Source organism: Bifidobacterium sp. UTCIF-38 (assembly GCF_006454495.1).
Taxonomy (GTDB): Bacteria; Actinomycetota; Actinomycetes; order Actinomycetales; family Bifidobacteriaceae; genus Bifidobacterium; species Bifidobacterium callitrichos.
In genome coordinates this window covers 235,696-250,781 of the sequence record NZ_JFAL01000002.1, presented here as the reverse complement: position 1 = coordinate 250,781, position 15,086 = coordinate 235,696, and the positions used below count along the sequence as shown (strand labels likewise).

Genomic DNA, 15,086 nt, shown 5'->3' with positions numbered 1-15,086 from the left:
GTCGGTTAGGATTGAAGCGTATTGAAACATTTGTCCGAATTCTTGACGTGCTTCACGGGAAAAGGGGATGCGATGGCCGGTGTCCGTCATGCGGTGGTGGTGACTCACACCAGATTGCGTCAAAGCGGCACGGTGGTGTCCGAAGCGGTCGGTCAGCTGCGCGACGCCGGCTTCGAGGTCAGGATCGTCGACAACCTCGAGCCGCCCGCGTTCGACGTGCAGCCGGCTGTCGTGGGGGAGGACACCGAGATCGTCGTCGTGCTCGGCGGCGACGGCACGATCCTGCGCGCCGCCGAACTCGTGCGTTGCACGCGCACGCCCATCATCGGCGTCAACATGGGGCACGTCGGCTTCCTCGCCGAGTTCGAGAGCTTCCAGATGGACGAGGCGATCCGACGCATCGCCGAACGTGACTATTCGATCGACGAGCGCATGATCGCCCACGTGGACGTGTGGCTGCCCGGCGCCGACAGGCCGATCGAGAACTGGGCGCTGAACGATATCACGCTCGAACGCGCCGACCGCGGCAAGATGGTCGAACTGTCCATCAGCGTCGACGGCGTGGAGATGAGCTCGTTCGGCGCCGACGGCGTCATCGTCTCGACGCCCACCGGATCCACCGCGTACGCGTTCTCCGCGGGAGGGCCGATCATGTGGCCGAACGTGAAGGCCCTCCAGCTCGTGCCGCTCGCCGCGCACGCCCTGTTCGCCCGCCCGCTGATCATCGGCGCCGACTCCACGTTCACGATGACCATCCTCGACGATTCGATGTCCGACGGCTGGATCTGCTGCGACGGCCGCCGCCAGCGCGCCCTGCCGAAGGGCACGCGCGTCGACGTGCGCGCCTCGCGCGGGACGCTGCGGCTTGCGAGGCTCTCCGGCGCGCCGTTCACCGACCGGCTCGTCACCAAGTTCGACCTGCCGGTCGTCGGATGGCGAGAACAGGCCGCCCACGGGCAGAAAACCCGATCGGAGGATGCCAGCTGATGCTTGAGGAGCTCTCCATCCGCTCGCTCGGCCCCATCCGTTCCGCGATCATCGCGCCGGCCGCGGGCATGACCGCGATCACCGGCGAGACCGGTGCCGGCAAGTCGATGCTGCTGTCGGCCCTCTCGCTGATCTCCGGCGGTCCGGCCGATGCCAAGCGCGTCTCGCCCGGCGCCGACAAGGCATGGGCGCAGGGCATCTTCGCGTTGTCGCCGTCCGGGGACACGTCCGCGAACGGCACGGGGGAGGGTGAGGACGACGACTCGCTCGACGCCGCCGCGATCGCCCGTCAGGCTGGCATCGAACCGGAGGACGACGAACTCTTCCTCGCGCGCACCGTGCCCGTTCACGGCCGCTCGCGCGCCGTACTCGGCGGCAAGACCGTGCCACGCTCCGTGCTGGCGAAGGTCGCCGGCCGACTCGTCACCATCCACGGCCAGGCCGAACAGTTGAGGATCGCCTCGCAGGCACGTCAGCGGGAGTTCCTCGACCACGTCGCCGCGGACGAGGCGGAGCTCGCGGCCTACCGCACGGCATTCGGCGCGCTGACGGACATGGACGGGCGGCTCGAGCGGCTGCGCTCGCAGGAGTCCTCCGCCCGGCAGCAGGCCGACTACCTGCGCGAATCCATCGCACGCATCAACGAGACCGACCCGCATCCCGGCGAGATCGAGGAGCTCAAGGCCAAGCGCGACCGGATCGAGAACGCCGCGGACATCGCCGAAGGGGTCTCCCGTGCACTCGCAGCCCTCGACCCGGGGCAGGTCGGCTATGACGGCGACCCCGAGACGGTCGGCGCCTCCGAACAGCTGCTGCAGGCCGCGCAGGCGCTGCGCGCCATCCACGCCTCGGGCGATTTCACCGAACTCGCCGACCGGCTCGAATCGCTCAACGCCGATCTCGCGGACGTCGTGTTCTCCCTGTCCGGCCATTTGGACGAGGATCTCGGCGACGTCGACCTCGACACGCTGAACTCCCGTATCCACGACCTCGACGAACTCACCCGCCGTTGGGGGCCGACCATCGAGGACGTCATCGCATGGCGCGACAAGGCCGCCTTCGACATCGAGGACCTCGACGCTTCCCCGGAGAAGCTCGCCGAACTGGAGGGCGAGCGCACGCGGCTCTACCATGCCGCGCTCGCGGCCGCCGGCGAGCTGGGGGATGCCAGACGAAGGGCGGCCGAGGAACTCGCCTCGCGCGTCACCGGGGAGCTGTCCTCGCTTGCGATGGACGGCGCGTCGCTGCGCATCGCCGTCACTCCGCGTGAAGGGGATGATCCGCTCGACGCGAACGGCGGCGACGACATCGCATTCCTGTTCACCGCGTACGAGGGCGCGCCCGAAAGGCCGATGGGCAAGAGCGCGTCCGGCGGTGAGCTGAGCCGTCTGATGCTCGCGATGGAGCTGTCCGCCGCGGACATGCGCGCCGGACATGATGGCGTGGCGAACGCCGACATGACGTTCATCTTCGACGAGGTCGACGCCGGCGTCGGCGGCAAGACGGCCGTCGAACTGGGGCGTCGCCTCGCCCGTCTCGCCGTAAGCTCGCAGGTCATCGTCGTCACGCATCTGGCGCAGGTCGCCTCCTGGGCGGACGCGCAGTTCGTCGTCACCAAGGAGCCGCCGGACGCCGACGATGACGCGGTCGGCGTCGTCACCACCGTCGCCGAGGTGCGCGACGACGCCCGCGTGCGCGAGATCGCCCGCATGCTTTCCGGCTCCGAATCGGAGGCCTCCCTCGACCATGCCCGCGAACTGCTCAAGGAGAGCGACCTATGACCACTGCTGATAACAAGGGATCACGCAAGGCCGCGATCTTCGATCTGGACGGGACGCTCCTCGACTCGATGGGCGTATGGGATCAGGTCGACATCGACTTCCTCGCCCGCCGCGGTATCCCCGTGCCCGACGACTACATGGCCAAGGTCGCGCCGATGCAGTTCAGGCAGATCGCCGAATACACGATCGCGCGCTTCGGCCTCAATGACACGCCCGAGCAGCTCATGGACGAGTGGGATGAGATGGCGCGCGTCGCCTACGCCACGCAGGTCGAGGCCAAACCCGGCGCACTCGACTACCTGAGGGAGCTCAAGGCCCGCGGCGTGCGCCTCGGCGTCGCGACCTCCCTGCCGCCGCGCCTGCGCGAACCGGCGCTGGGCCACGTCGGCATGCTTGACCTCTTCGACGAGATCGTCTCCGTCGACGACGCCAACGACGTCGGCAAGGACCGTCCGGACGTCTACCTGCTCGCCGCACGCCGTCTCGGCGTCGAACCCGCCGACTGCACGGTCTTCGAGGACCTGCTCGTCGCCATCCGCTCCGCGAAATCCGTCGGTATGACGGTCTGGGCCATGCACGACGACTCCTCCGACGCCGACTGGCCCGAGATCTGCGAGCTCGCCGACGGCGTCCTCTTCGACTTCCGCAACGCCCCGCGCGACCTGTAGGCGTATACTGGGCGGCGTCGATCGAATCGGGTGGTCGGTCAATCAGGCAATCGGACGAAGGGCACGACGGGCATGGACGGCATCAGGGTGAGCACGCGGCTGGGCTATGCCGCGTACCTGATGCTGTTCGCCGTCTTCGCGGTGTTCCTGCTGCCCGCCGTCGCCTTCGGGATCGCCTTCCGTACGATTGCGCCGCATGCCTCCGGTCTGACCCTGATCGCCGCGCTGGTGGTCCCGTGCGTCGTCACCGTCCTCGCGGTTGCGGTTCGCCGCGTCGTATGCGTGTCCGTTTCGTCAGGAGCCATCGCCGCACGTCGGCCGTTGCCGCGTGATTTCCGCTTCGACACCCGCGTGATGAACGCCGTGCGCTCATGGTCGCGCCCGCAGTGGGTGCCCAGCTGGGCGCGCTACACGCTTCCCGATCCTCGGATCTGAACATTTCTCTGTGATTTTTCGCCTTGCCCGGCATGGCTTGCGCCGCGGCACAGGCCGTATTCCCGCGGACCCATTTCGTCGGTCCGCCAACGGTTCAGATCCTTTTGTCCTTTGCATCGGAGAAGCGTTTTCCCATGAATCCCATGAATTTCCTGTTTCAGGCGCTGCGACCCATCGAATGGGTCATCGCCCAGCTGCTCACCCTCATCCACGCCTTGTTCACCGCCCTCGGCATGCCCGACGGCCCCGGCACCACATGGGGCCTCGCGGTCATGTGCCTCGTCGTCGTCATCCGCGTATGCCTGATCCCGCTGTTCGTCCGACAGATGCACGGCATGCGCGCCATGCAGGCCATCCAGCCCAGGATCCAACGCATCCAACGCAAGTACGCCTCGCGCAGCGACCCGCGTTCCAAGGAGGCGATGCAGCGCGAGATCATGGCGTTGCAGCAGGAGTCCGGCGCCAACCCGCTCGGCTCGTGCATGCCGGCGCTCATCCAGGCGCCGATCCTGTGCTCCCTGTACTACGTGCTGCAATCGCTGCCGGCCATCGCGTCCGGCGCGTCCGAGCCGCTCGGCGGACTCGACCGGGCGATCGCGGGCGACGTCGAATCGTCGTCGATCGCCGGAGTACGCCTGTCCGAATCGTTCGGCACGGCGTCGGGCGATGGCTCGCGTGCCGTCATCGTCACGGTCGTCGCGATCATGTGCCTGACGATGTTCGCAATGCAATGGATACTCATCCACCGCAACACGCCGCGCGAGACGATGGAATCGCCGCAGTTCCGCACGCAGCGGATGGCCGCGTTCCTGTTCCCCGCGATCTACGTCGTCTCCGGGTTCACGCTCCCGTTCGGCGTGCTGCTCTACTGGATGACGAACAACCTATGGAACCTCGCGCAGACGCTCGTGCAGTTGCGCTGGTTCCCGACTCCCGGCTCCGTCGCCGGCGAGCGCAAGGAGGCGCGCGACCATGCGCGTGAGAACGCCCGTCGTGCCGCCGCGGGATTGCCCTCGATCGAACGGGAGCTGGCCGAGGCGGCGCGCGTCGTCGCCAACGAGCGTCGCGGGCGGGAGCAGAACGCCCGCACCCGGAACCCCCGCGCGCGACGGCGATCGGTCATCAAGGCGAGTCACCGTCGCGCGTAGGAGCCGGTCGCGCCTACCGCACCGGCAGCAGGTCGGAGGGGCGTTCGGCCTCGTAGCGGCGGCGCTCCAGCTCCTCGCCCTCCTCGCGTTCGACGACCTCGGCGGCGATGCGGTCCAGCAGGCGGCTGACCGGCGCCTTGTAGATCACCTCGTCGAAGGAGCGTCCGTCGCGGTTCACGGCGTTCGGGTTGCGGTCGACCTCCTTGAAGCCGAGCGACTCGTACATGTGGCGGGCGCGCAGGTTGAACGACCACACCTTGACGGTGATGGTCTTCGCCCCGAGCTGTTCGGCGGCGAGTCGGATGCCGAGCTTCATGGCCTGGCTGCCGTAGCCGCGGTCCTGGAAGTACGGTCCGATGAGGATCGCCATCGTGGGGTTGCGGTCCGGGTCGACGGAATCCCACGCGGCGAGGTGCCCGACCGGGTTGCCGTTCGGGTCGAGGATCGTTCGGCCGAAGCGGTGGTCGGAATCCTCGTCGCTGAAGGAGTGGAACAGCTTGTCGACGGCGTCGCCGGGGATCGGGGCGGTGTCGACACGTGCTCCGTTGGCGACGTTCTGGTCGTTCCACCACTGCTCGAGCAGCGGGTAGTCATTCGGTTCGGTCTTGCGCAAGGTAACGGCGTTGTCTGGCATGATGGCTCCCTTCGTGCGGCCATTGTATGCAGGGTGATGGCTCCGGCACGACGGCGTTAACCGTCTATTCACATGCGGCTTGCAGCGAAGCGTTCTCAATAGCAAACGTGTGAGGGTTGACGCTGCGTCAATCGCACATATGTGACCGGGGAACGCCGGAATCTCAATGATTTCGGGTGATGTTCGATTGTTTGGAATCGTTCGGTTGGTTCACACTTTCGTTATTGAGAACGATTCGCTGCATGACTGTTATGGCGCTGACCTTGACAGTCAGCCATAATAGTTATACTGTTATGTATAACAGCTAAACAGCTGGACGGTAATCACACCTATGGAAAGAGGGCATGAATGAAGCTGATCATCTCATCCGTGTCCGGCGAACCCATCTACGAGCAGATCAAGACCCAGATCCGCACCGCCGTCTTGGACGGCGAGCTCAAGGCGGGGGAGGCGCTGCCCTCCCTGAGGAAGCTCGCCAAGGAGCTGCGCATCTCCGTGCTCACCGTCACCAGGGCGTACAACGAACTGGCCGACGAGGGCGTGGTGCAGAACATCCAGGGCAAGGGCACGTTCGTCATGGACAAGGGCAACGAGCTGATGAGACGTCAGCTCGAAACCCGGGTGCGGGCGAGCCTCGCCGAGGCGGTCTCGGCCGCCAAGGCCGCGGGCCTGCCGCTGGAACAGGTCGGGTCGATGCTCGTTCAGGAGTATCGCAGGCAGCGATGACCGCCCCGCGTGCGCCGTTGGCGTCGTGCGGGGTGGCCGCAGTCATATGAAAGGAGATACGCGATGAACACCGCGAATGTGAACGTCGTGTCCGGCGGTCCGGGCGGCGGGACGCCGATCCTGTCCGTCACCGGCGTCACGAAACACTATGATTCCGGGTTCATGCTCGACGACGTGACCTTCGACCTGCCGGCCGGCTACATCATGGGACTCATCGGCCCGAATGGCGCCGGCAAGTCGACCCTCATCAAGCTCATCCTCAACATGGTCCGTCGCGACGCCGGCGAGATCCGGGTGTTCGGTCTTGACGGCATCGCCGATGAGGAGCAAGTCAAGGACCGGCTCGGCGTCGTCTTTGACTCCAGCTACCTCGTCGACCAGTGGCGTGTCGGCAAAGTCGGCCGCACGATGGCGGATATGTACTCGACGTGGGACGCCGTCAAGTTCGACGGATACCTGAAGCGATTCGGCCTCGCCCCGGCCAAGCGTGTCAGCGAGCTCTCCCGCGGCATGCAGATGAAGCTCATGCTCGCGATCGCCCTGAGCCACGACGCAAGGCTCCTCATCCTCGACGAGCCGACCGCCGGCCTCGACGTGCTCGCCCGCGACGACCTCATGGACCTGCTGCGCGACTTCGTCGCCGACGGCGAGCGCAGCGTCCTGTTCTCCACGCACATCACCGCCGACCTCGAACGCGCGGCCGACTTCATCACCTACATCACCGGCGGGCGGCTCTACTACACCGGCCCGAAGGACGAGTTCGAGGAGTCGTTCCGCATCGTCAAGGGCGGTCCCGACGATCTTGACGACGCGATGCGCGGCGCGGCCGTCGGCGTCCACGCCTATGAGACGGGGTTCGATGCGCTTGTGCGCGCCGAGGGCGTCGGCCGCGCGCTTCACGGACGGGTCGGTCTCGGCGTCGAACCCGCGTCGATCGACGACATCATCAGACTCACCAACACGCGCGACGCGCAAGCCGCAGGGAAAGGATCGGAGCAATGAACCCCACGATGCGATCGGTTCTGCGGGCGTACCGCATGGACTGGCACAAGGTCTCCTCCCAGGGGTGGATGTGGGTCCCCGCCGCCGTGCTTGCCGTGCCGGTGCTGGTCACGGCCGTCGCCGCGGCCCATATGGAAGCCCTGACCGGCGGCGTGTTCGGCGCCGCCATATACATCTACGTGCTCATCCTGATGTACCCGTTCATGTACGAGCAGCAAGGGCACGGCGGCTGGCTGAATGGTCTGATACCGGTGTCGCGCCGGCATCAGGTGGCGGGGCGGTATCTGCTGTTGCTGACCTCCGCCGGCCTGCTGCTGGTCTCCTGTCTGCTCACGTGGGCTGGGCTGGCCGTCGTCGGCGCCGCGGGCGCGGGGTACTTCGGCGGGATCTCCGTCTGCCTGATATGGGTGTATCTCATCATGGTGTCCCTGCTCTGCCCGCTGATGTACCGGTTCTCCATCCAGAAGGTCGGGATCTGGTTCATGGTCGTCGTTCTGGCGCTCTGTTTCGCGGCGGTGGGCGGTCTCGCCGCGGTGACGGCGCTGGTTCCCAAGGCCGTGCTCGACCGAGTCCTCGATGAGGTCGTCGCACTGGCCGGCAACATGATGCTGGTCCCGATCCTCACCGTCATCGGCATCGCCACGGCCGCGCTCGCGCTTGCGGTCTCGTTCCGAGTCTCCTGCCGGTTCTATCTCGCCAAGGAGCTGTAGTCTGGAGCTGTAGATTGACGTCAACGGTCAGCGATCAAGGGGAATACGATGAAGCGTGAACGCGGCTGGACGGCGACGGGTGCGAAACGCATGGCGGTCGTTGCCGACGACACGTTCGCGCGGCCGCTGTCGCTGTGGTGGGACCTCGTCTACGTCGTCATCATCGCGACGACGATCATCGTCGGATATGCGGGGTACGGCGGCATGCCGCAGCGTGTGCCGATCCATACAAACGCCGCCGGGGTCGTCGACGGATGGGCCGACAAAAGCCCGTTCGTGATCTGGTTCGCGCCGCTCACGGAGCTGATCCTCGCCGCCGTGATGACCGGCGCGCATGCGGCCGTCCTGTATGCGAGGCGTCCGGTCGACGCGGACTCGCCGGTGCATTCGGCGCGGCGGTACGCGTCGATGGCACGCGCGTGGAGCGTGTACGTGCTGGTCGTCGGCGTGGCCGTGACCGCGGGGATCGGCATGACCGTGCAGCTCGGCACGATCGGAGTGCTCGATCTCGGTACGGTCGGGCTGGCCGGTACGTTCGCCGGCATGCTCGCGTTCGTCGGCGGCATCGTGGTCGTGCTGTTCTACGGACAGAACGGCTCGCGGGTCGACGCTGGGGGAGCGGACGACGAGACGATGCCGTGGGACGAGGACCGTTACTGGTACGGCGGCGTCATCTACGCAAACCGTGACGACCCGGCAGTCTGGGTGCCCAAGCGTTTCGGCGTCGGCTGGACGGTCAACATGGCCCGTCCCGTCGTCTGGGTCGGTGCCGTCATCCTCCTGCTCGTCGTCATAGGCCTCCCCTTCGCCCTCAGCGCTTTACTGTGATGGAATCGGTCGCGTTAGGCCGATTCCATCATTCGATCACAGGGCCTTGGCGGACTGTTCGACGAAGGGCTCCATGCCGTCGATCGGGACGACCGTGTCGAAGCGCACGTCGGCGGTCTCGAGGCCTCGCAGGGCGGCCGGGGCGGTGGTGCCGGTCTCGCGGGCGAGCACGTCCATGCAGTCGAAATCGGTGCCGGTCGCGTCGAAGCCGAGCGCCTCGTTGACGACGCGCGGGAACTTGTACGGGCTCGCGGTCGCGAGGATCACGCGCGGGGTGAGCGGGTCGCGCGGCATCTGCTGCGCCACGAAGTACGCGCACGCGGTGTGCGGGTCGATGACGTAGCGGTTCCGCTTCCAGCAGTCGGCGATCATCTCGCGCACCTGGTCCTCGTTCGCCCAGCCGCAGCCGAACAGCTGGCGGATCTTGGCCAGCAGGTCCTCCGGGATCTCGTACGTGCCCCAGTTCTTGAGGTCGTTCATGAGCATCGTGATCAGGCGCGTGTCGCCTTCGGAGAAGTAGTAGAGCATGCGCTCGAGGTTCGAGGAGACGAGGATGTCCATCGACGGGCTGATCGTCTGGTAGAACGGGCGCTGGCGGTTGTACGTGCCGGTCGTCAGGAAGTCGAACAGCACGTTGTTCTTGTCGGAGGCGACCACGAGGTGCTTGACCGGCAGGCCGAGGAGCTTGGCGTAGTAGCCGGCGAGGATGTCGCCGAAGTTGCCGGTCGGCACGACGAACTCGACCTCGTCGCCCACGTTGATGATCTGACGCTCCAGCAGCTGCGCGTACGCGGAGAAGTAGTAGACGACCTGCGGCACGAGGCGGCCCACGTTGATCGAGTTCGCCGAGGAGAGCACGACGTGCGAGTCGGCGGCGAGGCGCGCGGCCAGCTCATGGTCGCCGAAGATGTTCTTGACGGCCGTCTGCGCGTCGTCGAAATTGCCCTCGACCGCGGCGACGTTCACGTTGGAGCCCGCCTGCGTGGCCATCTGCAGCTCCTGGACCTGGCTGACCTTGCCTTCCGGGTAGAAGACGGTGATCGCGGTGCCCGGCGCATCGGCGAAGCCCGCCAGCGCCGCCTTGCCGGTGTCGCCCGACGTGGCCGTCAGGATCATGATCCTCTCGTCCGCATCTCCTCCGGCAGGCGTGGTGTGCGCCATGAAACGCGGCAGGATCTGCAGCGCCACGTCCTTGAACGCGGAGGTCGGGCCGTTGAACAGCTCGAGGATGTAGTCCTCGCCCAGCTCCTTCAGCGGGGTGATGCGATCGTCCGACCACTGGTCGCCGTACGCGTCGGCGATGCACTGGCCCAGCTCCTCGGCCGTGAAGTCGGGCAGCAGAGCGCCGAGCACTTCGGCGGCAATCCGCTGGTACGACTTGCCCGCGAGCGAGGCGACGTCCACCTTGGTCTTGCCCAGTTCGTCCGAGACGAACAGGCCGCCGTCATCGGCGATTCCCTTGCGGATCGCCTGCTTGGCGGTCAGCGAGTCGGTGGTGGAGCGTGTGGAATGGAAGGTGGTTGCCACGGTTGAATCCTTAATCCTTGAAAATGACGAAAGCCTTAAGGGGTGAAACGAATCCCCACCAGTCTAGCGTGCGGCATGGGCGTAGACGGTGCGGCGTCTCGCATGACAGATCGCCCGACGGGACGGGTGGCCAACAGACGCCGAGGGCGTGTCTGCCGATCGGGGGGAAAGCATGGTCAAGTCCATATGCCGAGACGGCATGTCCCGTGGTTTTCTGCCAATCGCCGGGACAATTCGCCCAATTCGGCACGTGCAGGAAACAGCATGGCCACAAACACGTCGTACACTCGACGCCCAAACGGCATGCCAGTCGTTGCCCACACCGACAAAGGAGCACAGATGACCGCTTCACCACTCGCCCAGAAAGCCACCGACGCCTTCAACGCGCCCATCAGCGCCGCCGACCCCGAGATCGCCGAGCTGCTCGACTCCGAGCTGCACCGCCAGCAGGACGGCCTCGAGATGATCGCCTCCGAGAACTTCGTGCCGCGCGCGGTCCTCCAGGCCCAGGGCTCCGTGCTCACCAACAAGTACGCCGAAGGCTATCCGGGACGCCGATACTACGGCGGCTGCGAGTACGTCGACCAGATCGAGACCATCGCCCGCGAACGCGCCAAGAAGCTGTTCGGCGCCGAATACGCCAACGTCCAGCCCCACTCCGGCGCGCAGGCCAACGCCGCCGTCTACCAGGCGCTCGTCAAGCCCGGCGACACCGTCCTCGGCCTCGCCCTCGACCACGGCGGACACCTGACCCACGGCATGAAGATCAACTTCTCCGGTCGCTTCTACCACGCCGAAGCCTACGGCGTGAACCCCGAGACCTTCCGCATCGACCCGGAGATCATCCGCCAGCGCGCCCTCGAAACCCACCCCGCCATGATCATCGGCGGCTGGTCCGCCTATCCGCGCATCGAGGACTTCAAGGCGATGAAGGAGATCGCCGACGAGGTCGGCGCCAAGTTCTGGGTCGACATGGCCCACTTCGCCGGACTCGTCGCCGCGGGACTCCACCCAAGCCCCGTGCCGTACGCCGACGTCGTCTCCTCCACCGCGCACAAGACCCTCGGCGGCCCGCGCTCCGGCTTCATCCTCGCGCGTGCGGAGTACGCCAAGAAGCTCAACTCCTCCGTCTTCCCCGGCCAGCAGGGCGGCCCGCTCATGCACGTCATCGCCGGCAAGGCCGTCAGCTTCAAGGTCGCCGGCACCCCCGAGTTCAAGGATCGCATGCAGCGCACCCTCGACGGCGCCAAGATCATCGCCGAGCGACTCCTCGCTGACGACGTCAAGGCCAACGGCATCACCGTCCTGACCGGCGGCACCGACGTGCACCTCGTCATGGTCGACCTGCGCAACAGCGAAATGGACGGCAAGCAGGGCGAGGACCTCCTCGCCGCCTGCGGCATCACCATCAACCGCAACACCGTACCGTTCGACCCGCGCCCCGCGTCCGTCGCCTCGGGCCTGAGGATCGGCGCCTCCGCGCTTGCCACCCGCGGCTTCGGACCCAAGGAGTACGAGGAGGTCGCCGACATCATCGGCACCGCGCTCGCCGCCGGCCCGTCCGCCGACGTCGACGCGCTGAAGGCCCGCGTCGACAAGCTCGTCGAGGACTTCCCGCTCTACCCGGATCTCGACCAGATCCACTAGATCCACCAAGAAGGCTCCGGTCACCGGGATTCCGGCCGATCCGTAGCCGATCGACGAGGCTCCCGTCAGCAGGCGGGGGCCTCGCGGCATATTCGGCCCGACATCGGTGCATCAGGCCCCATATCTGACCTCAACGTGCGCTAAGGTGGATGGTTATGACGAACAGTGAGGAAGCCATGATTCCGTCAACCGTGTTCGACGCGGTATGCGCCCGCGCCGACGCCGCCGCCCGCGCCCAACGATCGCTCGCGCAGGCCGACACCGACTCCAAGAACGCCCTGCTCAACGCGATCGCCGACGCGCTTGATGCCCGGGCCGGCGAGATCGCCGCCGCCAACGCGCTTGACATGGATTCGTCGCGCGAGGCGGGCATGGACGCGGGCAAGCTCGATCGTCTCCGCTTCGACGAGGCGCGCGTCAAGGCCGCCGCCGACGGCGTGCGCCACGTCGCCACGCTGCCCGATCCGATCGGTGAGATCGTGCGCGGCTACACCCTGCCCAACGGCCTGCGCCTCAACCAGACGCGCGTGCCGATCGGCGTCATCGGCATGATCTACGAGGCGCGACCCAACGTCACCGTCGACGTCGCGTCCCTGTGCCTCAAATCCGGCAACGCCGCGATCCTGCGCGGCGGGCACGCGGCCGAACGCACCAACGCCGCGACGCTCGCCGTCATCGGCGACGTGCTGCGCGCGCGCGACTACGATCCGGCGCTCGTCGGTTCCGTCGACGACTTCGGACGCGACGGCGCCACCGCGATGATGGAGGCGCGCGGCCACATCGACCTGCTCGTGCCGCGAGGCGGCAAGGGTCTCATCCAGGCGGTCGTCGCCAACTCGAAGGTGCCCGTCATCGAAACCGGTGCCGGCAACGTGCACATCTACGTCGATGCCTCGGGCGACCCGGCCAAGGCCATCCCGATCCTCATCAACGCCAAGACGCAGCGCGTCGGCGTGTGCAACGCCGCCGAGAAGCTGCTCGTCCACGCCGACGTCGCCGACGTGTTCCTGCCCTACGCGGCCGCCGCCCTGTTCGAGCGAGGTGTCGAGATCCACGCCGACGAACGCGCCTACGCGATCATCGACGCCACCGACCACCCGGCGGACCTGCTCGTCCACGCGAATGACGAGGACTGGGACACCGAATACCTGGCCCTGAAGATCGGCGTCAAGGTCGTCGACTCGCTCGACGAGGCCATCGACCACATCAACACGCACTCCACCGGACACACCGAATCGATCATCGCCGAGGACTACACCGCCATCGAGGAGTTCACCTCGCGCATCGACTCCGCGGTCGTCATGGTCAACGCGTCCACGCGATTCACCGACGGCGGCGTATTCGGCTTCGGCGCCGAACTGGGCATCTCCACGCAGAAGATGCACGCCCGCGGGCCGATGGGACTGACCGAGATGACCACGACGAAATGGATCGGCTACGGCCGGGGGCAGGTACGCGCATGAGCGGCAACGAGACGACCACGACCACCAACGATATGAACGACGTGAGCGACAAGAACGACATGAACGAGACCAACGGAACCGCTATCGACAATGCCGACGACGGCATGAGCGTGCCGATCACCGAACTGCGCACCGACCTCGATCTGGACGATCCGCGCTGCGGGCTCAAGATCGCGGCCGAACGCCTGAGCATCGTACGCTACGTCTTCCTCGTGCAGATCGAGGACGGCATCGCCTCCGCCTCCCAGCGTGCCTCCCTCGAGTACGCCGACGCGGTGCTCATCGGCTGGCCCGACGAGGATGCGCCCGACGTCGTCGATCTCGACGACGCCCAGCTCAAGGCCATGCGCGGCCACATGGAGATGATGGAGGAGTACATCGCCCGATTCTCCGCGCTCGAACGCGACGGCGACGTCGACGGCATGACCGACACCCTGATCCGCGTCACCGAACGCGTGGCCGAGGTGCGCCGCATGTTCCAACCCGACTTCCCCCTGCCGACTTTCGCGGAGATCCGCCGCGTCGTGCAGGACGAATGGGACGAGGACATGGGCAAGATCGACCCGAAGGACGACGATCCGACGGCCGCCGAGATCGAACAGGAGACCGAACGGGCCGAGGAGCGCGAGTCGGACGGCACCACGGCAGGAGACGGCATCTACAAGGGGGAGCGAGCGTGAGCGAGGAACGCCGGATGGCCGATCTGTCCGCCGACTCCGTGTCCGCCACGGCCAACATGTCCAACGTCGGCGCGCCCGGCACCGGCGGGGCCGAAGGCATGGCGGGGCGTGCGGGCATGCGTCGCTCCGCACGCGGCAACTGGCACGCCACTCCGCGCATCGGCATCATGGGCGGCACCTTCGACCCGATCCACAACGGCCACCTGGTCGCCGCCTCCGAAGTCGCATGGGTGTACGACCTCGATGAGGTCATCTTCGTGCCCACCGGACGGCCGGTGTTCAAGCTCGACAAGCACGTCACCAACGCCGAGGACCGCTACCTGATGACGGTCATCGCCACCGCCTCCAACCCGAAGTTCACCGTCAGCCGAGTCGACATCGACCGGCCCGGCGTCACCTACACGATCGACACGCTGCGCGACATCCGCGCCCAGCACCCGGACGCCGACCTGTTCTTCATCACCGGCGCGGACGCGGTCGCCGAGATCATGCAGTGGAAGGACGCGGAGAAGATGTGGGATCTCGCACACTTCGTCGCGGTCACGCGTCCGGGCTACTCCTCGCCGGAAGGCGTGAAGTTGCCCGAGGGTAAGGTCGACACGCTCGAGATCCCGGCGCTGGCGATCAGTTCCACCGACGTGCGGCGAAGGGCCGAGCACGACGAGCCGGTGTGGTATCTCGTGCCCGACGGCGTGGTGCAGTACATCGGCAAGCACGGGCTGTATCGGGCGTAGTCCGGTTTCATGCGTGGGACGTGGCGGTCGGGCGTTCATCTCATTGCGACTCGCTCCGGGCCGCGCTGGCCAAGTCTTTACGGTCTCAACACGATGAACGCCCGACCGCCACTTCG

General features: G+C 66.7%; 15 protein-coding genes. 13 read left to right on the top strand and 2 right to left on the bottom strand.

The features are described 5' to 3' along the window. Positions 1–72 precede the first annotated feature (72 nt). The 5 genes from BW11_RS01635 to yidC all read left to right on the top strand — a co-directional run bounded on the left by BW11_RS01635 (position 73) and on the right by yidC (position 5,019). Entirely contained in the window at positions 73–987 is a 915-nt protein-coding gene (locus BW11_RS01635) for an NAD kinase (RefSeq protein ID WP_140444431.1), read from the top strand. Continuing rightward, complete coding sequence (gene recN, locus BW11_RS01630) at positions 987–2,768, top strand: DNA repair protein RecN (RefSeq protein ID WP_140444430.1); 1,782 nt, start codon at positions 987–989, stop codon at positions 2,766–2,768. The genes BW11_RS01635 and recN overlap by 1 nt, the downstream gene beginning before the upstream one ends. After that, positions 2,765–3,436 (top strand): HAD family phosphatase, encoded by a 672-nt coding sequence (locus BW11_RS01625; protein ID WP_140444429.1) that lies wholly within the window; start codon positions 2,765–2,767, stop codon positions 3,434–3,436. Before recN ends, BW11_RS01625 begins: the two co-directional genes overlap by 4 nt. A 72-nt stretch (positions 3,437–3,508) precedes the next feature. Further along, complete coding sequence (locus BW11_RS01620; protein ID WP_140444428.1) at positions 3,509–3,871, top strand: hypothetical protein; 363 nt, start codon at positions 3,509–3,511, stop codon at positions 3,869–3,871. A 143-nt stretch (positions 3,872–4,014) separates the two neighbouring features. Next, on the top strand, positions 4,015–5,019 hold the full coding sequence (yidC, locus tag BW11_RS01615) for a membrane protein insertase YidC (RefSeq protein ID WP_258184467.1): 1,005 nt from the start codon (positions 4,015–4,017) through the stop codon (positions 5,017–5,019). 13 nt (positions 5,020–5,032) lie between these two features. Here yidC and BW11_RS01610 read toward each other — a convergent pair whose 3' ends face one another. After that, positions 5,033–5,653, bottom strand: a complete 621-nt coding sequence (locus BW11_RS01610; RefSeq protein ID WP_140444426.1) for a GNAT family N-acetyltransferase — start codon at positions 5,651–5,653, stop codon at positions 5,033–5,035. A gap of 348 nt (positions 5,654–6,001) precedes the next feature. Between BW11_RS01610 and BW11_RS01605 the strand changes: the two genes are divergently transcribed. The 4 genes from BW11_RS01605 (at position 6,002) to BW11_RS01590 (ending at position 8,919) form a co-directional block, all read left to right on the top strand. Then, positions 6,002–6,379: a GntR family transcriptional regulator gene (locus BW11_RS01605; protein WP_043165441.1), complete on the top strand. Its 378-nt coding sequence runs from the start codon at positions 6,002–6,004 to the stop codon at positions 6,377–6,379. A gap of 63 nt (positions 6,380–6,442) precedes the next feature. Beyond that, the gene (locus BW11_RS01600; protein WP_140444425.1) at positions 6,443–7,381 is read left to right on the top strand and encodes an ABC transporter ATP-binding protein; all 939 of its coding nucleotides are present in this window, start codon (positions 6,443–6,445) and stop codon (positions 7,379–7,381) included. Between the two features lie 8 nt (positions 7,382–7,389). Then, positions 7,390–8,091 carry an ABC-2 transporter permease gene (locus tag BW11_RS01595; protein WP_181162443.1) on the top strand — a complete coding sequence of 234 codons (702 nt, stop codon included), beginning with the start codon at positions 7,390–7,392 and terminating at the stop codon, positions 8,089–8,091. A 48-nt stretch (positions 8,092–8,139) separates the two neighbouring features. Further along, a complete protein-coding gene (locus tag BW11_RS01590) occupies positions 8,140–8,919 on the top strand; it encodes a DUF1648 domain-containing protein (protein WP_140444423.1) in 780 nt (259 codons plus the stop codon). Positions 8,920–8,955: 36 nt separating this feature from the next. On the opposite strand, the gene thrC is transcribed toward BW11_RS01590, so the two are convergent. Next, positions 8,956–10,446: a threonine synthase gene (gene thrC, locus BW11_RS01585; protein ID WP_140444422.1), complete on the bottom strand. Its 1,491-nt coding sequence runs from the start codon at positions 10,444–10,446 to the stop codon at positions 8,956–8,958. 339 nt (positions 10,447–10,785) lie between these two features. On the opposite strand from thrC, the gene glyA reads away from it, so the two are divergent. From glyA to nadD, 4 genes are all read left to right on the top strand, one after another. Next, positions 10,786–12,093 (top strand): serine hydroxymethyltransferase, encoded by a 1,308-nt coding sequence (glyA, locus tag BW11_RS01580; RefSeq protein WP_140444421.1) that lies wholly within the window; start codon positions 10,786–10,788, stop codon positions 12,091–12,093. Positions 12,094–12,248: 155 nt separating this feature from the next. Beyond that, positions 12,249–13,556 (top strand): glutamate-5-semialdehyde dehydrogenase, encoded by a 1,308-nt coding sequence (locus BW11_RS01575; RefSeq protein ID WP_181162442.1) that lies wholly within the window; start codon positions 12,249–12,251, stop codon positions 13,554–13,556. Between the two features lie 59 nt (positions 13,557–13,615). Continuing rightward, entirely contained in the window at positions 13,616–14,236 is a 621-nt protein-coding gene (locus BW11_RS01570; RefSeq protein ID WP_181162450.1) for a phosphoribosylglycinamide synthetase, read from the top strand. Positions 14,237–14,250: 14 nt separating this feature from the next. Continuing rightward, positions 14,251–14,970 (top strand): nicotinate-nucleotide adenylyltransferase, encoded by a 720-nt coding sequence (gene nadD / locus BW11_RS01565; protein WP_375137617.1) that lies wholly within the window; start codon positions 14,251–14,253, stop codon positions 14,968–14,970. Positions 14,971–15,086: the final 116 nt, after the last annotated feature.